This window comes from Streptomyces sp. NPDC091292 (genome assembly GCF_044757265.1).
Classification (GTDB): Bacteria; Actinomycetota; Actinomycetes; order Streptomycetales; family Streptomycetaceae; genus Streptomyces.
Genome location: NZ_JBIVUQ010000004.1, coordinates 191,128 through 205,573, shown reverse-complemented (window position 1 = coordinate 205,573; position 14,446 = coordinate 191,128). Strand labels below are relative to the sequence as shown.

At 72.1% G+C, this 14,446-nt stretch carries 12 protein-coding genes and 1 pseudogene; 11 read left to right on the top strand and 2 right to left on the bottom strand.

The window, feature by feature from the left end; genetic code table 11:
• Positions 1–14 precede the first annotated feature (14 nt).
• Positions 15–839, top strand: a complete 825-nt coding sequence (locus ACIQNU_RS15140; RefSeq protein ID WP_401365970.1) for an oxidoreductase — start codon at positions 15–17, stop codon at positions 837–839.
• 401 nt (positions 840–1,240) lie between these two features.
• On the opposite strand, the gene ACIQNU_RS15135 is transcribed toward ACIQNU_RS15140, so the two are convergent.
• Positions 1,241–2,074: an HAD family hydrolase gene (locus tag ACIQNU_RS15135; protein WP_401365968.1), complete on the bottom strand. Its 834-nt coding sequence runs from the start codon at positions 2,072–2,074 to the stop codon at positions 1,241–1,243.
• 571 nt (positions 2,075–2,645) lie between these two features.
• Here ACIQNU_RS15135 and ssd point away from each other — a divergent pair.
• From ssd to ACIQNU_RS15100, 7 genes and pseudogenes are all read left to right on the top strand, one after another.
• Complete coding sequence (ssd, locus tag ACIQNU_RS15130) at positions 2,646–3,800, top strand: septum site-determining protein Ssd (RefSeq protein WP_401365967.1); 1,155 nt, start codon at positions 2,646–2,648, stop codon at positions 3,798–3,800.
• Positions 3,797–4,969 carry a TadA family conjugal transfer-associated ATPase gene (locus ACIQNU_RS15125; protein ID WP_401365965.1) on the top strand — a complete coding sequence of 391 codons (1,173 nt, stop codon included), beginning with the start codon at positions 3,797–3,799 and terminating at the stop codon, positions 4,967–4,969. Before ssd ends, ACIQNU_RS15125 begins: the two co-directional genes overlap by 4 nt.
• Before the next feature lie 47 nt (positions 4,970–5,016).
• Entirely contained in the window at positions 5,017–5,856 is an 840-nt protein-coding gene (locus ACIQNU_RS15120) for a type II secretion system F family protein (RefSeq protein ID WP_401366406.1), read from the top strand.
• 11 nt (positions 5,857–5,867) lie between these two features.
• Positions 5,868–6,686, top strand: a pseudogene (locus ACIQNU_RS15115) (type II secretion system F family protein).
• Positions 6,687–6,787: 101 nt separating this feature from the next.
• Positions 6,788–7,036, top strand: a complete 249-nt coding sequence (locus tag ACIQNU_RS15110; RefSeq protein WP_401365963.1) for a DUF4244 domain-containing protein — start codon at positions 6,788–6,790, stop codon at positions 7,034–7,036.
• Positions 7,023–7,457 carry a TadE family type IV pilus minor pilin gene (locus ACIQNU_RS15105; RefSeq protein ID WP_401365961.1) on the top strand — a complete coding sequence of 145 codons (435 nt, stop codon included), beginning with the start codon at positions 7,023–7,025 and terminating at the stop codon, positions 7,455–7,457. Before ACIQNU_RS15110 ends, ACIQNU_RS15105 begins: the two co-directional genes overlap by 14 nt.
• Positions 7,454–7,846 (top strand): Rv3654c family TadE-like protein, encoded by a 393-nt coding sequence (locus ACIQNU_RS15100; protein WP_401365959.1) that lies wholly within the window; start codon positions 7,454–7,456, stop codon positions 7,844–7,846. Before ACIQNU_RS15105 ends, ACIQNU_RS15100 begins: the two co-directional genes overlap by 4 nt.
• A gap of 3 nt (positions 7,847–7,849) precedes the next feature.
• Here ACIQNU_RS15100 and ACIQNU_RS15095 read toward each other — a convergent pair whose 3' ends face one another.
• Positions 7,850–10,321: a DEAD/DEAH box helicase gene (locus ACIQNU_RS15095; RefSeq protein ID WP_401365957.1), complete on the bottom strand. Its 2,472-nt coding sequence runs from the start codon at positions 10,319–10,321 to the stop codon at positions 7,850–7,852.
• Between the two features lie 81 nt (positions 10,322–10,402).
• On the opposite strand from ACIQNU_RS15095, the gene bldG reads away from it, so the two are divergent.
• The 3 genes from bldG (at position 10,403) to ACIQNU_RS15080 (ending at position 14,282) form a co-directional block, all read left to right on the top strand.
• Entirely contained in the window at positions 10,403–10,744 is a 342-nt protein-coding gene (bldG, locus tag ACIQNU_RS15090) for an anti-sigma factor antagonist BldG (protein WP_003975386.1), read from the top strand.
• A 151-nt stretch (positions 10,745–10,895) separates the two neighbouring features.
• A complete protein-coding gene (locus tag ACIQNU_RS15085) occupies positions 10,896–11,324 on the top strand; it encodes an ATP-binding protein (RefSeq protein WP_401365956.1) in 429 nt (142 codons plus the stop codon).
• Positions 11,325–11,873: 549 nt separating this feature from the next.
• Positions 11,874–14,282, top strand: coding sequence for a sodium-translocating pyrophosphatase (locus ACIQNU_RS15080; RefSeq protein WP_401365954.1), 2,409 nt, complete (start codon positions 11,874–11,876; stop codon positions 14,280–14,282).
• Positions 14,283–14,446: the final 164 nt, after the last annotated feature.

The window sequence follows — 14,446 nt, the reverse complement described above, 5'->3', positions numbered from 1 at the left end:
GTAGGGTCGTACCCATGAGTACGTCAGGTGCGACCGCGGATCCGCTCGCCGCTCTCGGGTCGCTTCCCGGAGTGGCTGATTCCGTGGCCGCGGTACGCAAGGCCGTGGACCGGGTCTACGGCCACCGCATCATGCGGCGCCGCAGCAACGAGATCACCTCCGAGGCGGCCCTGCGTGGCGCCCGTGGCTCCGCCGCCCTGTCCGGCGCCGACTGGGCGCTCGAAGAGGTGCGGCGGCGCGGCGACTTCAGCGGTGACGACGAGGCGCGCACGGTAGGCGCGGCCCTGCGGCTGACTGCCGAGTCGGGGCAACTCCTGTCCATCTGGCGGCAGTCGCCGCTGCGGGTCCTGGCCCGGCTGCATCTGGTGGCGGCTGCCGACCAGCACGCGCGCGTGGGTCGCCCCCGGCAGGCGGGGGAGCCGGTGGACGAGCCGTTGGTCGAGCTGGCGCTGCCGGACGCGGACGAGGTCGCGGGCCGGTTGGACGGCCTGGCCCGGCTGGTCGTCGCGGGCGGTTCGGCGCCGGCTCTCGTGACGGCGGCCGTGGTGCACGGGGAGCTGCTGGCGCTGCGCCCGTTCGGCACGTACAACGGCCTCGTCGCGCGCGCGGCGGAGCGCATCGTGCTGATCGGCAGCGGCCTGGACCCGAAGGCGGTGTGTCCCGCCGAGGTGGGCCACGCGGAACAGGGCCGGGCGGCGTACGCGGCGGCCCTTGAGGCGTACGCGTCGGGGACGCCGGAGGGTGTGGCGGAGTGGATCGCCCATTGCGGGCGCGCGATCGAACTGGGCGCGCGGGAGTCGACGGCGGTGTGCGAGGCGCTGCAACGGGGCGCGGCCTGACTCCCCTCAAAAGGGTTGCGGCGGTACGAATTCTCGTACCGCCGCTGGCATGTTCACCCGGTTACCAAGCGTCCTCGATATATGCCCATCAGGCCGGAAACTCTCGCCCGTCACCTGGTGCGGCTGGCCCGTATTCGACGGGTCGACGTCGCGTGGGTGCCCAGTGTTCATGCTCGGTCCGTGGGGCCTTGGTTAGCGTTGAAGGTGATCCTCTCGGATGTCCTTGGTCTCGCGGGCCGTTGACTCCTTTGTACTCCTGTCCCGAATGAAGCGGAAGCCCTGGCTGCACTTCTTTACTTTTAGGTTCAAATAAGGGCAAATCCGGCGGCTGGTGGGAATGCTGTTCCGCAAGGGGCGTCATCCTCACGCGCGGGGTGTCGGCTCACGGTGCGCGCGAGGTGTCAGCTCGCGGTGGCGCGGCGCCTGGTCGCGTACCAGACGAGCCCGGCCGTGGCGGCTGCCGCGCCGACCGCGGCGGCGGCCACCAGGGCGGGGCGCGGCGGAACCGACAGCGAGGGGATCCGCTGCTTCAGCCGGACGGGCCGGTGGAAGTCCAGAATCGGCCACTCGCGCGCGAGGGCTTCGCGCCGCAGGGCACGGTCCGGGTTGACGGCGTGCGGGTGGCCGACGGATCCGAGCATGGGCAGGTCGGTCACCGAGTCGCTGTACGCGTAGCAGCGTGCGAGGTCGTACCCCTCGGTCTCGGCCAGTTCCTTGATCGCCTCGGCCTTGGTGGGGCCGTACGCGTAGTACTCCACCTCTCCGGTGAAGCACCCGTCCTCGCCGACGACCATGCGGGTCGCGACGGTGCGGTCCGCGCCGAGCAGCTCGCCGATGGGTTCGACGACCTCGGCGCCCGACGTGGACACGATGACGACGTCGCGGCCCGCGGTGTGGTGCTCCTCGATGAGCGAGGCGGCCTCGTCGTAGATGATCGGGTCGATGAGGTCGTGCAGGGTCTCGGCGACGATCTCCTTCACCAGCCGCACGTTCCACCCACGGCACAGCGCGGAGAGGTACTCGCGCATGCGCTCCATCTGGTCGTGGTCGGCGCCTCCCGCGAGGAAGACGAACTGCGCGTAGGCGGTGCGTAGTACGGCCCTGCGGTTGATCAGGCCGCCTTGATAGAACGACTTGCTGAAGGTGAGCGTGCTCGACTTCGCAATGACCGTCTTGTCCAGGTCGAAGAAGGCGGCTGTGCGGGGCAAGGAGTGGTTTTCCACGAGCCTGAGCATAGGCGCCCACCATTCGGCGTAAGCTCGGGCGTGTGGGTTTGCCTGAGAAGGCTCTCGGGTACACCATGGAAGTCACGGATCGTTCGCGACCGTGCTAACCCGGTCCGACTCCTCCCCCCCCGAGTCGGCCGTGGGGACGACCCCCGCTCTCCCCCCCGGCGGGGGTCGTCGCATGTCCGGACGCGTTTCGTCCTCTCTCCGGTGATCACCGGGACCCTCTCGCGCCCCGATCCGGGCCGGCTCTCCCCTCTTCGGACTCGTCACTGTGTGTGACGGTTGCGCTGCTCTGTGGAAGTCGTGTTGATGTCACCGGTATGGGTGACGGGGATATTCACAACCACTGAGTTGTCCACAGTTATTGACCAAGATCCACACGATTTCCGGGATCGCTGCACGGTGATTCCAGCGCATCTCGCTCACGGAGTTCATCCGCGGTTCGGTTTGGCGTGCTTCGCATGGCCGGTTTCTGACGGCGATACGTATCGCGCCGCCAACGAACGGAACTTCAGGTTCGGGATTCGCGGACTCACCGGGAGTCCGTGAGACGCGCACCGAGATAGGGGGCTGGATCGTGGCGGGAACCATCACACATGACCGGGCGCGGGCGACCGACGGACAGCGGGGAGGCCCGCTGATCGTCACCGAGGATCCGCCGCTCCTCGACGATCTGCTGCGGCTGTGCGCGGCGGCGGGCGCCCGGCCCGAAGTGCATCACGGGGTGCCGGAGCGCGGCGGGGGCTGGGACGCGGCGCCCCTGGTCCTGGTGGGCGACGACGCGGCGCCACGCGTCCGTGGAGCCACCCGCCGGCGCGGAGTCGTCCTCGTCGGACGGGACCAGGACGACCCCGGAGTCTGGCGGCGCGCGGTCGAGATCGGCGCCGACCATGTGCTCATGCTGCCCGACGGCGAGCAGTGGCTGGTGGACCGGATCGCCGATGTCGCCGAAGGCGTGGGGCGGCCCGCCTTCACCGTCGGCGTCATCGGCGGACGCGGCGGAGCCGGAGCCTCCACCCTGGCCTGCGCCCTGGCCGTCACCTCGGCCCGCGCCGGTCGCCGCACGATGCTCGTCGACGCCGACCCGCTGGGCGGCGGACTCGACGTACTGCTCGGCGGTGAGTCGGCCGACGGACTGCGCTGGCCCGCCTTCGCCGAGTCCCGGGGCCGCGTCGGCGGCGGCGCCCTGGAGGAGGCGCTCCCGCAACTGCACGCGCTGCGCGTCCTGAGCTGGGACCGCGGTGACTCGATCACCGTGCCGCCCCAGGCGATGCGAGCGGTGCTGGCCGCGGCGCGCCGACGCGGTGGCGTGGTGGTCGTGGACCTGCCGCGCCGGGTGGACGAGGGGTCGGCCGAAGCCCTCGCCCAACTCGACCTGGGCCTGCTCGTGGTGCCCGCCGAACTGCGCGCGGTGGCGGCGGCGAGCCGCGTGGCGTCGGCCGTGGGCATGGTCCTGCCGGACCTGCGGGCCGTCGTCGGCGGTCCACGGGGCGGCGCGACGGCGGGCCGTACGGGAGGGCTCCCGGGGGCGCGTGAGGGGCTGGTCGGACTCGACGCCGAGGAGGTCGCCCGGCTTCTCGGACTGCCCCTCGCGGGAGAACTACCCGTCGAGAGCGGCCTGTTGACCGCACAGGACGACGGCCGGCCACCGGGCGGCGACGCCAGGGGACCACTCGCCCGGTTCTGCGGCGCCTTCTGGGAGCACATGCCCGTCGAAGGCGGTGCGTCATGACCGCCGTGGTGGGCACGCGGCTCCTCGACGGAGTACGGCAGTGGCTCGCCGAGAACGGCAGCGAGGCGACCCCCGCGCGCGTGGCGGAGGCGCTGCGCGCCCAGGGGAGGGTCCTCGGGGACGCCGAAGTGCTGGGCACGGCCCAGCAACTGCGATCGGAGCTGGTGGGCACAGGGCCGCTGGAACCCCTGCTCGCCGACCCTTCCGTGACCGATGTGCTGGTGTCCGCGCCCGATCGCGTGTGGGTGGACCGGGGCGGCGGCCTGGAGCTGACCGCCGTGACCTTCCCGGACGCCCCGGCGGTACGCAGGCTCGCCCAGCGCCTCGCCGCCGTCGCCGGACGCCGTCTGGACGACGCCCGTCCCTGGGTCGACGCCCGTCTGCCGGACGGCACCCGGCTCCACGCGGTGCTGCCGCCCGTCGCGGTCGGCTCGACCTGCCTGTCGCTGCGGGTCGCGCGGCCCAAGGCGTTCACGCTCGCCGAACTGGTCGCGGCGGGCACGGTACCGCCCGGCGGCGACCGCGTCCTGCGGGCCCTGCTGGACGCCCGCCTCTCCTACCTCGTCAGCGGCGGTACGGGCTCCGGCAAGACCACCCTCCTCAGCGCCCTGCTCGGACTCGTCGGCCCAGCCGAACGGATCGTGATCGCCGAGGACTCGGCCGAACTGCGCCCCGACCACCCCCATGTCGTACGCCTCGAAGCCCGGCCCGCCAACCAGGAGGGCGCCGGACTGGTCACCCTCCAGGACCTGGTGCGCCAGGCCCTGCGGATGCGGCCCGACCGGCTGGTGGTCGGCGAGGTCAGAGGCCCGGAAGTCGTCCACCTCCTGGCCGCGCTCAACACCGGCCACGAGGGCGGCTGCGGCACCGTCCACGCCAATGCCGCAGCGGACGTCCCGGCCCGTCTGGAAGCACTCGGTACGGCGGCGGGCCTGGACCGGGCCGCCCTGCACAGCCAGTTGGCGGCGGCGCTCTCGGTCGTGCTCCATCTCGTACGGGACCGGGCCGGCCGGCGGCGTATCGCCGAGATCCATGTACTGGAGCGGGACACGTCGGGCCTGGTGGTGACCGCGCCGGCGCTGCGCTGGGGACCGGACGCCTTTGTGCGCGGGCCCGGGTGGGCCCGGCTGCGGGGGCTGCTCGGCGGTGCCTGGGAGGCGGGGCGGTGACCGGGGCGAGCGGGGTGCTCCCTGTAGGTGCGGTGGTCGGCCTGGCGATGGTGTGCGCCGGAGCGGCCGGTTGGCTGGGGAGCGCGCGGGACCGGCGGCCGGTGCGGCGGGCGCGGGGGTTGCTCGGTACCGGGAAGACGGCGGTGGGCGGACTCGGCGGGAGGGCCGGGCCCTGGTGGTTCGGACAGGTGCGGCGCCGGAGGCGGGTGGGGCGTGAGTGGTGGTGCCTGGCCGTCGGGCTCGTGGTCGCGGCGCTGGGGGCCTCGGTGGTGCCCCTGCTGATCGGGGCCGCGGGAGTGCCGGTCGTACGGCGGGCGGTGGGGGCGGGAGCGCGCCGGCGGGCACGGGAGCGGCGGGTGGACGAGGTGATCGCCCTGTGCGGGGTCCTCGCGGGCGAGGTGCGGGCCGGACGACAGCCCGTACAGGCCCTGTTCACGGCCGCTCGGGACACCGGAGGGCTCGGGGACGCCCACGCGCGCGTGCTCGCCGCCGGCCGGTTCGGCGGGGATGTGCCGACAGCGCTCGGGGTGGCGGCCCGGGAGCCCGGCGCGGAGGGGCTGTCCGGACTCGCGGCCTGCTGGCGGGTCGCCGTGGACCGGGGCGCCGGGCTCGCGCGCGGACTGGAGCGGCTGGAGGGCTCCCTGCGCGCGGAGCGCGATCAACGTGCGGAGATGCGGGCGCAGTTGGCGGGAGCCCGTTCGACGGCCGTGATGCTCGCGGGGCTGCCGGTGCTGGGGTTGCTGCTGGGCAGCGCGCTGGGCGCGGCGCCCCTGCGGGTGCTGCTGCACACCGGGGCGGGACTCGGGTGTCTGACGGTGGGCGGACTGCTGGAGGGGGCCGGTCTGTGGTGGGCGCTGCGGATCGTCCGGGGAGCGGAGAGGACATGAGCGGTACGGAACTGGCCGGAGAAGTTGTCCACAGGCTGGGGGTGACCCTGTGCGTGACGGGCGCCTTGGTGTCCCTGGTGCGGATGGTGACAGAGGGGCGTCGGGAAAGGAGGGTACGGCGTCGGGTGGCGCGGGTGCTGGGAGGCCGAAACGCCGTTGAGAGGGCGGGCGTCGAGCAGGCGGGGATCGTCGCCCGGCGACATCGGCGGACGGCGGCGGTGCGGCGGTGGCTGCCGGTGGCCGGGGTGATGTGCGCCGGGTTCGTGCTGGTCGGCGGGGTGGCCGGGGCGTTGGTCGGGGCGGCTGCCGGGTACGGCGCGTGGCGGTACCGGCGACGGCCCATACCCGTCGGGGAGGTGGATGCGGCCCTGGTCGGCCGGGAACTCCCTTTGGCGGCCGACTTGTTGGCGGCATGAATCGCGGCCGGCGCCGATCCCGTCACCGCCGCACAGGCGGTCGGCGAGTCCCTGGACGGTCCGGTCGGGGCGCGGCTCGCGTGGGGCGCGGCGGAGGTACGGCTCGGCGCCGAACCGGCGGACGCCTGGCGCAAGTTGGCCACCCTGCCGGGAGCCGGAGCGGGTGGCGAGGCGGTGGCGCGGCTCCTGGAACGGGCCGGCGAATCGGGCGCACCGGCGGCGGCGCCGGTGGCACGCCTCGCCGCCGAGACCCGCGCCGAATGGGGGCGCGCGGCGACAGCGAAGGCGCGACGGGCGGGCGTACTGATCACCGCGCCGGTCGGGTTGTGCTTCCTGCCCGCGTTCATCGCGATCGGGGTGCTGCCCGTCCTGATCGGACTGGCGGGGCAACTGATGGGCGGAGGGGGTGACTGACAGGTAGGTAGGCATGCAGGCCCGAGGTAATTCCGCGCGCAAGCGGCTTCGGACGAGCAAACAGGTTCAGTGCAACGGAACGCGCATAAACGGGGGTTGAGATGGGTGCGAGGAAGCGAGTGCGGGCGGGCGCGGAGGCGTCGGCCGGGTTGGTATGGGAGGCCGTGCGGGCTCCGGTGCGGTGGGTACGCGGACGCCGCAGGGACGCCGGAATGGTTACGTCCGAATACGCGATGGGCCTGCTCGCGGCTGTGGGGTTCGCTGCCCTGCTCCACAAGGTGCTGACGAGCGGGCAGGCGCGGGCGGCGCTGCAAGGAGTCGTGGAGAAGGCGCTCGATGTCCAGTTCTGAGAGTGCCCGGGGCGGGGCCCAGGACCGGGCAGGGGACGGCGGGTTCGTGACCGCCGAGGCCGCCGTGGTGCTGCCGGTGCTGGTGCTGTTCGCGATGGGGCTGGTGTGGGCGTTGCTGGCCGTGGCGGCACAGATCCAGTGCGTGGACGCGGCGCGGGCGGGAGCACGGGCCTCCGCGCGCCAGGACCCGGACACGGTGGCCGTGGCGGTGGCCCGCCAGGCCGCGCCGGCCGGGGCGCGGGTCACCGTACGGCGGGAGGGCGACCTGGTGCGGGTCAAGGTCGAGGCACCGGTGCCCGGCCCGGACGTGTTCATGGTGCGGGTGCGCCATGAGGCGGTGGCGTTGGCCGAGGAGACGATCGGCGGCGACGAGGTGGCCGGATCCGGGGACACGGCCGGGGCCGAGGAGGGGGATCGGTGAAGCACGCGCGCGGAGATGGTGCTCGCGACCGTGGTTCCGCCACCGTCTGGGCGGTGGTCGCCCTGGCCACCCTCGGCCTGGTGTTCGGCGCCTTCCTGGCGATGGGGCGGGCAGTTGTGGCCCGTCATGAGGCGGGCGGCGCGGCGGACTTGGCGGCGCTGGCGGCGGCGGACCACTGGTTGCGGGGCAGCGCGGGAGCGTGTGCGCAGGCGGCGCGGGTGGCCGAGGCGCAGGGTGCGCGGCTGGTCCGGTGCGTGGTGGACGGCGCGGTCTCGGAGGTGACGGTGGCGGCGGGGCCGGGGCCGTTGGGGGCGGAGGTGAGGTCCCGCGCGGGTCCGGCGGGACCGGTGATACCGGTGAGACCGACGGTGCCCGGTCCCGGGCCGTAGGGCTCAGATGGTCGCGTCCGGCTCCGGCTCGGGAGCGCCCCGTAGGAGCACGTCCAGCAGGCGGACGGCCCCTCGTTTGTGCAGAGGGTCGTTGCCGTTGCCGCACTTGGGGGACTGGATGCAGGACGGGCAGCCGGCGTCGCACTCGCAGGACGCGATGGCCTGACGGGTCGCGGCGAGCCAGGCGCGGGCCGTGTGGAAGGCGCGCTCGGCGAATCCGGCGCCGCCCGGGTGACCGTCGTAGACGAAGACCGTCGGCAGCAGGGTGTCGGGGTGCAGCGGGACGGAGACGCCGCCGATGTCCCAGCGGTCGCAGGTCGCGAAGAGGGGCAGCATGCCGATGGACGCGTGCTCGGCGGCGTGCAGGGCGCCGCCCAGTTGCTCCGGATTGACGCGGGCGGCGTCGAGTTGGTCCTCGGTGACCGTCCACCAGACGGCGCGGGTGCGGAGCGTACGGGGAGGGAGGTCGAGTTTGGTCTCGCCCAGTACCTCGCCGGTGATGAGGCGGCGGCGCAGGAAGGAGACGACCTGGTTGGTGACTTCGACGGAGCCGTAACAGAGGCGGGCGTCGCCCCAGGGGATCTCGACGTCGGTTTCCAGGACGGAGATGGAGGTGGTGTCGCGGGCGACCGTGGAGTAGGAGGGGCTCGCCTCCTCGACCAGGGCGACCGAGTCGTCGAGGTCCAGCCGCCGTACGAGATAGGTGCGGCCCTGGTGCAGGTGGACGGCGCCGTCGTGCACGGAAGCGTGCGCGGCGGAGGCGTCGACGGTGCCGAGGAGACGTCCCGTGGCGGCCTCGACGATCTGGACGGGGGTGCCGCCCTCGCCGCGGATGTCGGTGAGGTCGGCGGCCCGTTCCCGGCGGGTCCAGTGCCAGGCGGACGTACGGCGCCGGAGCAGCCTCGCGGCCTCCAACTGCGGCAGGAGTTCCTCGGTGGCGGGTCCGAAGAGGGCCAGGTCGTCGTCGGTGAGCGGGAGTTCGGATGCGGCGGCGCAGAGATGGGGGGCGAGGACGTACGGGTTGTCCGGGTCGAGGACCGTCGATTCGACCGGCTGCCGGAAGAGGGCTTCCGGGTGGTGGACGAGGTAGGTGTCCAGTGGGTCGTCGCGGGCGACCAGGACGGCGAGGGCGCCCTGACCCGAGCGGCCGGCGCGGCCTGCCTGCTGCCACAGGGAGGCGCGGGTTCCGGGGTAGCCGGCGATGAGGACGGCGTCCAGCCCGGAGATGTCGACGCCGAGTTCGAGGGCGGTGGTGGCGGCGAGGCCGAGGAGTTCGCCGGAGTGCAGGGCCCCTTCGAGGGCGCGGCGCTCCTCGGGGAGGTAGCCGCCCCGGTAGGCGGCGACACGGCGGGCGAGGGAGCGGTCGACCTCGGCGAGGCGTTCCTGGGCGATGACGGAGATCAGTTCGGAGCCGCGCCGGGAGCGGACGAAGGCGACCGTGCGGACGCCCTGGACGACGAGGTCGGTCAGGAGGTCGGCGGTCTCGGCGGTGGCGGTGCGGCGGACCGGGGCGCCCTTCTCGCCGTGGAGTTCGGTGAGCGGGGGTTCCCAGAGGGCGAAGACGAGGTCGCCGCGCGGGGACGCGTCGTCGGCGACCTCGCGTACGGGCAGACCGGTGAGGCGGCCGGCGGCGACCGACGGGTCGGCGGCGGTGGCGGACGCCAGCAGAAACACGGGTTTGGATCCGTAACGGGCGCAGAGGCGGCGCAGTCGGCGCAGCACCTGGGCGACGTGCGATCCGAAGACACCGCGGTAGGTGTGGCACTCGTCGACGACGACATAGCGCAACGCGCGCAGGAAGGAGGCCCAGCGGGGATGCGAGGGCAGGATCCCCCGGTGGAGCATGTCCGGATTGGTGAGGACGTAGTTGGCGTACTGGCGTATCCACTCGCGTTCCTCGAACGGGGTGTCGCCGTCGTAGACCGCCGGGCGGACCGCCGTGCCGAGCGGAAGTGAGAGATCTTTCACGGCCCGGCACTGATCGGCGGCGAGCGCTTTGGTCGGCGCGAGGTAGAGGGCGGTCGCGCCGCGCCCGTTCGCGGCCTCGGATCCGTCGAGGAGCGTGGAGAGCACGGGAACGAGATAGGCGAGCGACTTGCCCGACGCGGTGCCAGTGGCGACGACGACCGACTCGCCGTCGAGGGCGTGCTCGGCGGCGGCTGCCTGATGGACCCACGGATGATCGATTCCGGCCGTCTGGACAGCGGCGATGACCTCCGAGCGGATGCGGTCGGGCCAGACCGCATGGCGACCCGCGCGCGGGGGCAGGTGCTCCGTATGGGTGATGCGCGAAGCCCGGCTCGGTCCGGGCGCGAGGCGGTCCAGGACCGTCCGCGGAGAAGGGTGTGCCGTGGGGTCCGCCGAAGGGCGATCGGGTCGGAGATTCTTGGCCATCGGCACCGAGTGTGTCACCGGCGTGACGGACAATGGTCCGAAGGCGTCGTGCACGCCTGCCGGTAAGTGATTGAATGCCATCGCGGCTGGCGATCCATCCCGGGGGCTCAGGCCGAGGTGTCCCTAGGGACGACCGCTCGATAGCAAGGTGCTGGAGGATCCGTGGACCTGTCCCTGTCGACCCGTACCGTCGGCGATCGTACGGTCGTCGAGGTCGGTGGCGAAATCGATGTATATACCGCGCCCAAGCTGCGGGAGCAGCTGGTCGAGTTGGTGAATGACGGCAGCTTCCACCTTGTCGTCGACATGGAGGGTGTCGATTTCCTCGACTCCACCGGACTCGGCGTGCTGGTGGGCGGCCTGAAGCGTGTGCGGGCCCATGAGGGGTCGCTGCGCCTGGTGTGCAATCAGGAGCGCATCCTGAAGATCTTCCGCATCACCGGTCTGACCAAGGTGTTCCCGATCCATACCTCGGTCGAGGAAGCCGTAGCGGCCACCGACTGAGATCCGGTTCCCCGGGCAGGCCCCGGGGCGGCAGACAACGGGGGGCCGGGCCGCGGGCCCGGTCCCCTGACCGCACGCCGGTACCACCGCACACCCGTATCACCGCTCATCGCACGCCCGTACGTCAGCCAGGCCCGTCCGAGGGGGATGCATGGCAACCGTCGAACTCCGCTTCAGCGCACTCCCCGAACACGTCAGGACCGCCCGCCTGGTGGCGGCGGCGGTGGCGCGCCGGGCCGGTGTGGACGAGGCCGTGCTCGACGAGGTGCGGCTCGCCGTCGGTGAGGCGTGCACCCGGGCCGTCGGCCTGCACCAGAGCGCGGGGATCACCTCGCCGGTGCGGGTGCTGCTGACCGAGGAGGAGAAGCAGTTCTCCATCGAGGTCGGCGACGAGGCGCCACGGGCCGTCGCGGGCGACGGGACGGCGGGCGCCCAGGGCGGCGCCGAGGAGCCCGAGGGCGAGGACGAGATGGGCCTCGCGGTCATCAGCGGCCTTGTGGACGACGTGGAGGTCTCCGCCGGGGAAGCCGGTGGATCGATCCGTATGACGTGGCCCACGACCCCTTCTGTGGCCGTCTGACGCCTGTCGTGGCGTGACCTGGGCGGTGCCCCGGGCCGGACGCAGCCGGACGTGCGATCTTTCGCCCCTCCTGGCAGCCGGCTCGCCCACCAGCCTCCATCAGCGCGCCCCAGCAGCCCACCCCACACCTCACCACCCCGCCGCGCCCCCTTTCGTACGCCCGGACACGCCCGTACACCCGTACCCCTCGCGTGCGCCTGTGCCTCCGGCGTGACGAACCCCGGCCAATCCGTGCCGACCCCCTGCCGAAGTCCGAGGCGCGTTCCGCCGCGCCCGGCGCGCGCCCCGCGCGGTGAACCGATCCGCCGCGCGGCCGTTCCGGCCCCCGCGCCGCGACCCTTGAGCAGGGCCTTTATCATTTCGCTTGATCATAATGTGCGGGTCAATGCTTTTAGGGCATTACTACTTTCGAGGGCCTGCTGCGGTCCGCGATCATTTGCTGAAGAGCGTGCGAGGGCGAATTCCGTTTGTCGCACTCTGTTTTGATCAAGTCCAGCTCCCTACAATCCGTCCACATCTTGAGCGCAGCCCAAGCGTCAAGGAGGACGAATGGCGGGGCTCTTTACCCCTCATCAGTTTGATCAGCCCACAACCTTCGCAGCCGCAGTACTCACCAATGACAACCGTCTCATCGTGATGATCATCGGGGTCGTCGCGCTGGCGGCCCTGGCGGTCGCCGGGGTCCTGGTACGCCAGGTGCTCGCGGCAGGCGAGGGCACCGACAGCATGAAGGAGATCGCGGGGGCCGTTCAGGAAGGCGCCAACGCCTATCTGGCCCGGCAGCTGCGCACCCTGGCGGTATTCGCCGTCGTGGTGTTCTTCCTGCTCATGCTGCTGCCCGCGGACGACTGGAATCAGCGGGCCGGACGTTCGCTGTTCTTCCTGATCGGAGCTGGTTTCTCGGCGGCCACCGGCTATATCGGCATGTGGCTCGCCGTACGCAGCAATGTCCGTGTGGCAGCCGCCGCCCGAGAGGCCACGCCGAAGGAAGGCGAGCCCGAAAAGGATCTCACCGCCGTCTCGCACAAGGCCATGAAGATCGCTTTCCGTACGGGCGGCGTCGTCGGCATGTTCACGGTGGGGCTCGGTCTGCTGGGCGCCTCCTGTGTGGTGCTGGTGTACGCGGCCGACGCGCCGAAGGTCCTGGAGGGCTTCGGTCTCGGCGCCGCGCTGATCGCCATGTTCATGCGCGTCGGCGGCGGCATCTTCACCAAGGCCGCCGACGTCGGCGCCGACCTGGTCGGCAAGGTCGAGAAGGGCATTCCGGAGGACGATCCGCGCAATGCCGCGACCATCGCGGACAACGTGGGCGACAACGTCGGCGACTGCGCCGGAATGGCCGCAGACCTGTTCGAGTCGTACGCCGTCACGCTGGTCGCCGCGCTGATCCTCGGCAAGGCGGCCTTCGGCGACTCGGGTCTCGCGTTCCCGCTGATCGTGCCCGCGATCGGGGTACTGACCGCGATGATCGGCATCTTCGCGGTGGCACCCCGCCGCTCCGACCGCAGTGGCATGTCCGCGATCAACCGGGGCTTCTTCATCTCCGCGGTGATCTCGCTCGTCCTGGTCGCCGTCGCCGTGTACACGTATCTGCCGTCCTCGTACGCGGACCTGAAGGGCGTCACGGACGCGGCGATCCAGGCCAAGAGCGGGGATCCGCGGATCCTCGCGGTCGTCGCCGTCGCGATCGGCATCCTGCTCGCCGCGGTGATCCAGCAGCTCACGGGCTACTTCACCGAGACCACCCGGCGTCCCGTCAAGGACATCGGCAAGACCTCGCTCACCGGCCCGGCCACCGTCATCCTCGCCGGGATCTCGATCGGTCTGGAATCGGCCGTCTACACCGCGATCCTGATCGGTCTCGGCGTGTACGGGGCGTTCCTGCTCGGCGGTACGTCGATCATGCTCGCGCTGTTCGCGGTGGCCCTGGCCGGCACCGGGCTGCTCACCACGGTCGGCGTCATCGTCGCCATGGACACCTTCGGCCCGGTCTCCGACAACGCCCAGGGCATCGCCGAGATGTCCGGCGACGTCACGGGCGCCGGCGCCCAGGTGCTCACCGACCTGGACGCCGTCGGAAACACCACAAAGGCGATCACGAAAGGCATCGCCATCGCCACGGCCGTCCTCGCGGCGGCGGCGCTCTTCGGCTCGTACCGGGACGCGATCGTCGCGGCGGCGAGCGACGTCGGCGAGAAGGTCGGCGACGGCGGGCCGCTGACCCTGGTGATGGACATCTCGCAGCCCAACAACCTGGTCGGGCTGATCGCCGGGGCCGCGGTCGTGTTCCTCTTCTCGGGGCTCGCGATCAACGCGGTGTCGCGCTCCGCGGGATCCGTGGTGTACGAGGTGCGGCGGCAGTTCCGCGAGCGCCCCGGGATCATGGACTACACCGAGAAGCCGGAGTACGGGCGCGTCGTCGACATCTGCACCAAGGACGCGCTGCGCGAGCTGGCCACGCCCGGTCTCCTCGCGGTCCTCGCGCCCATCGCGATCGGCTTCACCCTCGGGGTCGGGGCGCTCGGCGCGTACCTCGCGGGCGCGATCGGCACGGGCACGCTGATGGCGGTGTTCCTCGCCAACTCAGGAGGCGCGTGGGACAACGCGAAGAAGCTCGTCGAGGACGGGAACCACGGCGGCAAGGGCAGTGAGGCCCATGCCGCCACGGTCATCGGCGACACGGTCGGCGACCCGTTCAAGGACACCGCGGGCCCGGCGATCAACCCGCTGCTGAAGGTGATGAACCTGGTGGCGCTGCTCGTCGCACCCGCCATCGTCAAGTTCAGCTACGGCGAGGATCGAAACCTCGCGTTGCGGATCCTGATCGCGGTGCTCGCCATCGCGGTCATCGTCGGTGCCGTCTACATCTCCAAGCGGCGCGGCATCGCCATGGAGGACGAGGCGGACGGGAGTACGGAACGGGTGTCCAAACCGGTCGATCCGGCGGCTGTTTCGTAGCACCGGGACAGCACCCGGGCAGCACCGGGCAGCACCCGGACAGCACTGGGATCGCGTTCCGTTCAATGGGGCGGGCGTACGGCGCGGGTTGATGCGCCGTACGCCCGCTCTTCGTGTGCCAGGCGCCCGCGCGCGCTGCGGGCCGGGGGTGTGCAGGGGTGTGC

Bases quoted from the DNA above. Each gene is read 5' to 3' on its own strand.
- ACIQNU_RS15135 (WP_401365968.1), bottom strand. From the start codon at position 2,074: ATGCTCAGGCTCGTGGAAAACCACTCCTTGCCCCGCACAGCCGCCTTC.
- ACIQNU_RS15125 (WP_401365965.1), top strand. From the start codon at position 3,797: ATGACCGCCGTGGTGGGCACGCGGCTCCTCGACGGAGTACGGCAGTGG.
- ACIQNU_RS15080 (WP_401365954.1), top strand. From the start codon at position 11,874: ATGGCGGGGCTCTTTACCCCTCATCAGTTTGATCAGCCCACAACCTTC.
- ACIQNU_RS15085 (WP_401365956.1), top strand. From the start codon at position 10,896: ATGGCAACCGTCGAACTCCGCTTCAGCGCACTCCCCGAACACGTCAGG.
- ACIQNU_RS15095 (WP_401365957.1), bottom strand. From the start codon at position 10,321: ATGGCATTCAATCACTTACCGGCAGGCGTGCACGACGCCTTCGGACCA.
- ACIQNU_RS15140 (WP_401365970.1), top strand. From the start codon at position 15: ATGAGTACGTCAGGTGCGACCGCGGATCCGCTCGCCGCTCTCGGGTCG.
- ACIQNU_RS15120 (WP_401366406.1), top strand. From the start codon at position 5,017: ATGGTGTGCGCCGGAGCGGCCGGTTGGCTGGGGAGCGCGCGGGACCGG.
- ACIQNU_RS15110 (WP_401365963.1), top strand. From the start codon at position 6,788: ATGGGTGCGAGGAAGCGAGTGCGGGCGGGCGCGGAGGCGTCGGCCGGG.
- ACIQNU_RS15105 (WP_401365961.1), top strand. From the start codon at position 7,023: ATGTCCAGTTCTGAGAGTGCCCGGGGCGGGGCCCAGGACCGGGCAGGG.